The sequence below is a fragment of the Nonomuraea sp. NPDC049504 genome (assembly GCF_040676845.1).
GTDB lineage: Bacteria > Actinomycetota > Actinomycetes > Streptosporangiales > Streptosporangiaceae > Nonomuraea > Nonomuraea salmonea.
Map to the genome: position 1 here is coordinate 242,196 of NZ_JBFAPT010000015.1, position 6,915 is coordinate 249,110.

General features: G+C 67.7%; 6 protein-coding genes and 1 pseudogene. All 7 read right to left on the reverse strand.

Features of this window, described 5'->3' with window-relative positions; genetic code table 11:
• Position 1 precedes the first annotated feature (1 nt).
• A complete protein-coding gene (nuoN, locus tag AB0K28_RS28245) occupies positions 2-1,594 on the reverse strand; it encodes an NADH-quinone oxidoreductase subunit NuoN (protein ID WP_345394379.1) in 1,593 nt (530 codons plus the stop codon).
• Entirely contained in the window at positions 1,591-3,150 is a 1,560-nt protein-coding gene (locus AB0K28_RS28250; RefSeq protein WP_345394376.1) for an NADH-quinone oxidoreductase subunit M, read from the reverse strand. The genes nuoN and AB0K28_RS28250 overlap by 4 nt, the downstream gene beginning before the upstream one ends.
• Positions 3,150-5,000, reverse strand: coding sequence for an NADH-quinone oxidoreductase subunit L (gene nuoL, locus AB0K28_RS28255; RefSeq protein WP_364375848.1), 1,851 nt, complete (start codon positions 4,998-5,000; stop codon positions 3,150-3,152). Before nuoL ends, AB0K28_RS28250 begins: the two co-directional genes overlap by 1 nt.
• A 73-nt stretch (positions 5,001-5,073) precedes the next feature.
• Positions 5,074-5,370 carry an NADH-quinone oxidoreductase subunit NuoK gene (gene nuoK / locus AB0K28_RS28260; RefSeq protein ID WP_106246199.1) on the reverse strand — a complete coding sequence of 99 codons (297 nt, stop codon included), beginning with the start codon at positions 5,368-5,370 and terminating at the stop codon, positions 5,074-5,076.
• A complete protein-coding gene (locus tag AB0K28_RS28265) occupies positions 5,367-6,170 on the reverse strand; it encodes an NADH-quinone oxidoreductase subunit J (protein ID WP_345394370.1) in 804 nt (267 codons plus the stop codon). The genes nuoK and AB0K28_RS28265 overlap by 4 nt, the downstream gene beginning before the upstream one ends.
• On the reverse strand, positions 6,163-6,678 hold the full coding sequence (nuoI, locus tag AB0K28_RS28270; RefSeq protein WP_345394367.1) for an NADH-quinone oxidoreductase subunit NuoI: 516 nt from the start codon (positions 6,676-6,678) through the stop codon (positions 6,163-6,165). The genes AB0K28_RS28265 and nuoI overlap by 8 nt, the downstream gene beginning before the upstream one ends.
• Positions 6,665-6,915: pseudogene (locus AB0K28_RS28275) on the reverse strand (NADH-quinone oxidoreductase subunit H); the annotation flags it as partial. The pseudogene AB0K28_RS28275 and the gene nuoI, both read right to left, overlap by 14 nt.

Below are 6,915 nucleotides of genomic sequence, written 5' to 3' on the forward strand. Positions count from 1 at the left end.
CTTATCTGATGAACAGGCTGCTAGCAGCGTCGTTGGCAACACCGAGCACGGACTCCGGATAGAGCCCCACCCCTACCGTAACCAGCAGCGAAACGGCGATGACGGCCACGGTCCCCATACTGGGCACCGCGACCGCCGGGCCGTCGGCGGCCGGCTCGCTGAAGAACATCAGCACGATGACGCGGACGTAGAAGAACGCGGCGATCGCGGAGGCGATCACGCCGACGACGACCAGGCCGGCCATCCAGCCGCCCATGGAGTCGCCGGGCTGCGTGCCGCTGTTCAGCGCGGCGGCGAAGACGGCGTACTTGCCGAAGAAGCCGCTCGTCAGCGGGATGCCGGCGAAGGCGAGCAGGAAGAAGGCGAACACGCCCGACAGGACCGGCGCCCGCTTGCCGAGACCGGCCCAGCGGGACAGGTGCCCCGCCTCGCCGCCCGGGTCGCGGACGAGGGTCAGCACGGCGAACGCGCCGACCGTGGTGATGCCGTAGACCGCGAGGTAGAACAGGATCGCCTTGAGCGAGTCGGCGTTCTGCCGCGCGTCGCCGAACGTGGCCATCACACCGACCAGCAAGAAGCCGGCGTGCGCGATGGACGAGTACGCCAGCATCCGCTTGATCTCGGTCTGCGTGATCGCCAGGATCGAGCCGACGATCATCGTGAGCGCCGCGACGCCCCAGATGACCGGCCGCCACTCCCAGTCGAGGTTGCCCAGGCCGACCCAGAAGACCCGCAGCACGGCCCCGACGGCCGCGACGAGGGTGCCGGAGGCCATGAGGGCGGTGATGGGCGTCGGGGCGCCCTGGTAGACGTCCGGCTTCCAGGCCTGGAACGGCGCCGCGCCGATCTTGAACAGCAGACCCACGCCGAGCAGCGCGAACCCGATGAGCAGCAGCGGGTCGAGCGAGTTGCCCGCGGCCATGGCCTGGTTGATGCCCGGCAGCGAGACGGTGCCCGCGAAGCCGTAGATCATCGCGGTGCCGTACAGGAAGAAGGCCGAGGAGAACGCGCCCAGCAGGAAGTACTTCATGGACGCCTCCTGCGAGAGGAGGCGACGCCTGCGGGCCAGGCCGCACAGCAGGTAGAGCGGCAGCGACATGACCTCAAGGGCCACGAACATCATCAGCAGGTCGTGCGAGGCGGGGAACAGCAGCATGCCGCCCACCGCGAACAGGACCAGCGGGTAGACCTCGGTGTGGCCGGTGCCGTTGTCGTGGGCCTCGGCCTCCTCCTCGTCGGCGCTGCCCGGCACGGCCGCGGCGGAGGCCACGAAGTGGCCCTCGTCATTGATGAGCAGCACGCACACGAACGACAAGACGAGGATGACGCCCCAGATGAACAGCGACGGCCCGTCCACGGCGAGCGCGCCCATGGCGGCCGGCGTGGAGGACACCTGGCCGCGCAGCGTCTGCACCAGCACCAGCGCGAACGCGCCGGCCAGGCTCAGCAGCGTGAGCGGCACATGGATGGACTTGCGCAGGTAACGCGGCGCGAACGCCTCGACGAGCACGCCGATGCAGGCCGCGCCGAAGACGACCAGCAGCGGCGCCAGCGTGCCGTACTCGATCGTCGGCGCATCGATGGCGGGGTTCACTGGCCTGTCCCCTTCTCAGCGACGGTGGAGGTGGGTACCTTCACGTTGGTCAGCGTCTGTTGCACTGACGGGTTGATCACGTCAAGCAGCGGCTTGGGGAAGAAGCCGAACCCGATGATCAGGGCGACCAGCGGAGCCAGCACCCAGACCTCGCGGGCGTTCAGGTCCTTGAACGCCTTGACCGGCTCGGCCGTCGGCCCGTTCATGGTCCGCTGGACCATCCACAGGATGTAGACGGCCGCGAGGATCACCGCGACCGCGGAGACGATCGCCGCCACCGTCAGCGCACCGGACCCGTGGGCCTGGCTGGAGTACGTGCCGATCATGACCATGAACTCGCTGACGAAGGACGACAGGCCCGGCAGCGAGAGACCGGCCAGACCGGCGATCAGGAAGAAGCCCGCGAGCAGCGGGGCGACCTTCTGCACGCCTCCGTAGTCCCCGATGAACGGCGAGCCGCGCCGCGCGATGAGGAACCCGGCCGCCAGGAACAGCGCGCCCGTGGCGAAGCCGTGGTTGACCATGTAGAGCGCCGCGCCGGACTGGGCGACGTCCGACATGGCGAACACCCCGAGCACGATGAACCCGAAGTGCGAGATCGACGTGTACGCGATGAGCCGCTTCATGTCGGTCTGGCCGATGGCGACGATGGCGCCGTAGATGATGCTGATGACCGCCAGCACGACGATCGGCATCGTGAACGCCTTGGCCGCGTCGGGGAACAGCTCCAGGCAGAAGCGCAGCATCCCGAACGTGCCGACCTTGTCCAGCACGCCCACCAGCAGCACCGCGGCGCCGGCCGGAGCCTGCGCGGCCGCGTCGGGCAGCCAGGTGTGCACCGGCCAGAGCGGCGCCTTGATGGCGAAGGCGATGAAGAAGCCGCCGAACAGCCACTTCTGCATGGCCGGGTCCTGGATGGCCCCGACGAGCTCGGGGAACATGAAGGACTGCTTGCCGGCGACGACGTAGAGGCCGATGACCGCGACCAGCATGAGCAGGCCGCCGAAGAGCGAGTACAGCAGGAACTTGACGGCCGCGTAGGACCGCTGGGCGCCGCCGTACGACCCGATCATGAAGTACATCGGGATCAGCATGGCTTCGAAGAAGACGTAGAACAGGAAGATGTCGGTCGCCGCGAAGACGCCGATCATCATCGTCTCCAGCACCAGCAGCAGGGAGAAGTACGTCTTCACCGAGCGCTTGGGCGCGATCACCGTGCCGTCGGCGGTCTTCACGCCGTCGGCGTCGTGCCAGGAGGCCAGCACCACGATCGGCACCAGCACCACCGACAGCGCGATGAGCACGAGCGCGACGCCGTCCACGCCGACCCCGAACTTCACGCCGAAGCTCGGGATCCAGTTGTAGGCGGCGGTGAACTGGAAGCGGTCGCCGTCGGGGTCGAACCCGGCGGCCATGACGCCGGTCAGGACCAGCGTCGCCAGCGAGAACAGCAGGGTGACCTGCTTGGCCAGCTTGTCACTGCCCTTGGGAAGCAGGGCCACCACGACGGCGCCCACCACGGGCACCGCCATGAGTATCGGAAGCCAGGGTGACATCAGATGTTCCCAACGAGGAGCAGGGCGCCGGTCAGCAGGGCGGCACCGATCAGGATGGACAGCGCGTACGTTCTGGCGAAGCCCGTCTGGATCCGCCGAAGGCGCCCGGAGCTGCCGCCGATGCCCGCCGCCAGGCCGTTGACGATCCCGTCGATGCCGCGGTTGTCGAAGAACACCGCGAGGCGGGTCAGCCACTGGCCGGGCCGCATGAAGAGCGACTCGTTGAGCGCGTCACCGTACAGGTCGCGCCGGGCGAACGTGGTGAGGAAGTTGCCGCGCGGCTGCACCGACGGCACCTCGACCCGGCCGTAGCGCAGCCAGGCGAACACGACGCCGACCGCGACGAGCGCGAGCGTGGCGAGCCCTGGCGTGCTGAACGGCGCGAACTCCGGCACCGTGTCGAGGCTGCCACCGACCGCCGGGATCAGGAACTTGTACAGCGTGCCGCCCAGGACCAGGTAGGCGCCGAGGCCGAGCGCGCCGAGCGAGAGGATCATCAGCGGCACCGTCATCACGAGCGGCGACTCGTGCGGGTGCGCCTCCTTGTCCCAGCGCTTCTCGCCGAAGAAGGTCATGAAGACCATCCGCGACATGTAGAAGCCGGTGACGCCGGCGCCGAGCACGGCCAGCCAGCCGAGGATCGGCTGGTGGTGCACCGCGGTCTCGATGATGCCGTCCTTGGTGAAGTAGCCGGACAGCAGCGGGAAGCCGATGATCGCCAGGTAGCCGATGAAGAACGTGACGAACGTGATCGGCATGGCCTTGCGCAGCGCGCCGTACTTCCTCATGTCGACCTCGTCGTTCATGCCGTGCATGACCGAGCCGGCGCCGAGGAACATGTCGGCCTTGAAGAAGCCGTGCGTGATCAGGTGGCCGATCGCGAAGGCGTAGCCCGCGGGGCCGAGGCCCGCGCCGAGCATCATGTAGCCGATCTGCGACATCGTCGAACCGGCCAGGCCCTTCTTGATGTCGTCCTTCGCGCAACCGATGATGGCACCGGCGAGCAGCGTGACCGCGCCGACGATGGCGGCGGCGAGCGCGGCGCCCGAGCCCTCGGGGAAGAAGAACGCCCCCGAGCGGACCACCAGGTAGACACCGGCGGTGACCATGGTCGCGGCGTGGATGAGGGCCGAGACCGGGGTCGGGCCCTCCATGGCGTCGAGGAGCCAGGACTGCAGCGGCAGTTGCGCGGACTTACCGCAGGCGCCGAGGAGCAGCAGCAGGCCGATGGCGAGCATCGCGCCGTTGGTCTGGCCGGGCTGGATCTGCTCGCCCAGCCCCTGGAAGGTCAGGGTGCCGAACGTGGTCCAGATGACGAACATGCCGACCAGCAGGCCGAAGTCACCGACGCGGTTGACGACGAACGCCTTCTTCGCCGCGGTCGCCGCGGACGGCTTGAACTGCCAGAACCCGATCAGCAGGTACGACGCCAGACCGACGCCCTCCCAGCCGATGAACAGCCCGACGTAGTTGTCGGCCAGCACCAGCAGCAGCATCGCGGCCACGAACAGGTTCAGGTAGGAGAAGAACCTGCGCCGGTGCTCGTCGTGCGCCATGTAGCCGATCGAGTAGATGTGGATCAGCGAGCCCACACCGGTGATCAGCAGCGCGAAGCTGATGGACAGGGGGTCGATGAGCAGCCCCATGTCGACCATGCCGGGGATGAACTCGTACAGGTGCACCGCCCGGCGGCGCTCCTCCGCCCCGAACCCGATCAGCTCGAAGAACGCCAGCACCGCCACGACGAACGAGGCGAGGGACATGGCCACGCCCAGCAGATGGCCCCAACGGTCGGTGAACCGGTTGAACACCAGCAGGATGAACGCGCCCACGAGCGGGAACGCGATCATCAGCCAGGCGTTGCCGATCACTCCACCGGTGTGCTGGACGATCTCAGCGAGTTGAGATTCCACCAGTCACCTCTTAGTACTTCAGCAGGTTGGCGTCGTCGACGGACGCGGACCTGCGGGTTCGGAAGATCGTCACGATGATTGCCAGGCCGACGACGACCTCGGCCGCGGCCACGACCATCACGAAGAACGCGATGATCTGGCCCTCCAGGTTGCCCACCTGCCGGGCGAACGTCACGAACGCGAGGTTGCAGGCGTTGAGCATGAGCTCGACGCACATGAACACCACGATGGCGTTGCGCCTGATCAGCACGCCCATGGCGCCGATCGCGAACAGCAGGCCGGACAGGACGAGGTAGTGGGTCGTCACTTGGTCACCTCATTGCTCTCGGCGTCCTGCTCGGCCTCGGTCGGCGCCGTGCCCTCCTCGGCCGTGTGCTTGATCGCCTGGGCCAGCTTGGGGTTGTCCGGCAGGCGGTCATGCTCCACGTCGTAGCGGGCGATGTAGCGGTTGACCGAGGACTCGGCCACCGACCCGTCGGGCAGCAGCGCCGGCATGTCGATGGCGTTGTTCCTGGCGTAGGTGCCGGGGCCGGGCAGCGGCGACGGGCGGTCGCCCTGGAAGCGGGCCCGGGACAGGTCCTTCTGCGTCGCCTTCTTGGTGACCCGCTCGCGGTGCGCCAGCACCATCGCGCCCAGCGCCGCGGTGATCAGCAGCGCGGAGGTGATCTCGAACGGGAACACGTACTTGGTGAAGAGCTGCAGCGCGATCGAGCGGATGTAGCCGCCCTGCTGGGTGGCCGCCGCGAGCCCGGCCTCGGGCGCGAAGATCGCGTTGCCCACGGCCAGGATGATCAGCACCGAGAAGCCGACGGCGGCGATGATCGCCCAGAAGCGCTGGCCCTTCAGCGTCTCGACGAAGGAGTCGGACGAGTCCACGCCGACGAGCATGAGCGTGAACAGGAACAGCATCATGATCGCGCCGGTGTAGACGATGATCTGCACCGCGGCCAGGAACGGCGCGTCCTGCACGGCGTACAGGACGGCCAGGCAGAGCATGACGGTGCCGAGCATCAGCGCGGAGTACACGGCCTTGCGGTTGAAGACCATGCCGAGTGCGGCGCCGACGGAGACGACGGCCAGCACCCAGAAAGTGATGGTCTCACCCATTGGTCCGCCCCAGCCGGTAGTAGTCCTCTTCGGTCTCACCGAGTCGCATGGGGTGCGGCGGCTGTTCCATGCCCTGCGTGAGGGGCGCGAGCAGCATCTCCTTGGTGTAGATGAGGCTCTCGCGGCTGGAGTCGGCCAGCTCGTACTCGTTGGTCATGGTGAGCGCTCGCGTCGGGCACGCCTCGATGCACAGGCCGCACAGGATGCACCGCAGATAGTTGATCTGGTACGTGCGTCCGTAACGCTCGCCCGGCGAGAAGCGCTCGTCCTCGGTGTTGTCCGCGCCTTCGACGTAGATGGCGTCGGCCGGACACGCCCAGGCGCACAGCTCGCACCCGACGCATTTCTCCAGCCCGTCAGGCCAGCGGTTGAGCTGGTGACGCCCGTGGAAGCGAGGAGCCGTCGGCTTCTTCTCCTCCGGGTAGTTCGTCGTGACGGGCTTCTTGAACATCGTGTGGAAGGTGACCCCGAAGCCTTTGACGGGGTTCAGCCAGTCAGTTAGTCCCACTGGGAATCTCCTTGTGCTGCACCCCGTGGTAGTGCGGCAGGTCGAGCGGCGGCACAGGGAAGCCACCGGCCGCCGGTTCCTCGGACAGTTCCTCGAACTCGGCCTCCACCTGCGCCTTCTTCGCCTCCTTGCGCCGCTGGTTAACGGTGTCGAACCGCATCCAGATGGCCAGCGCGCCGACCACGATGACGGCGCCGAGTGCGATGCCGACCGTGCGGCTCTCCTCGTACACCACGA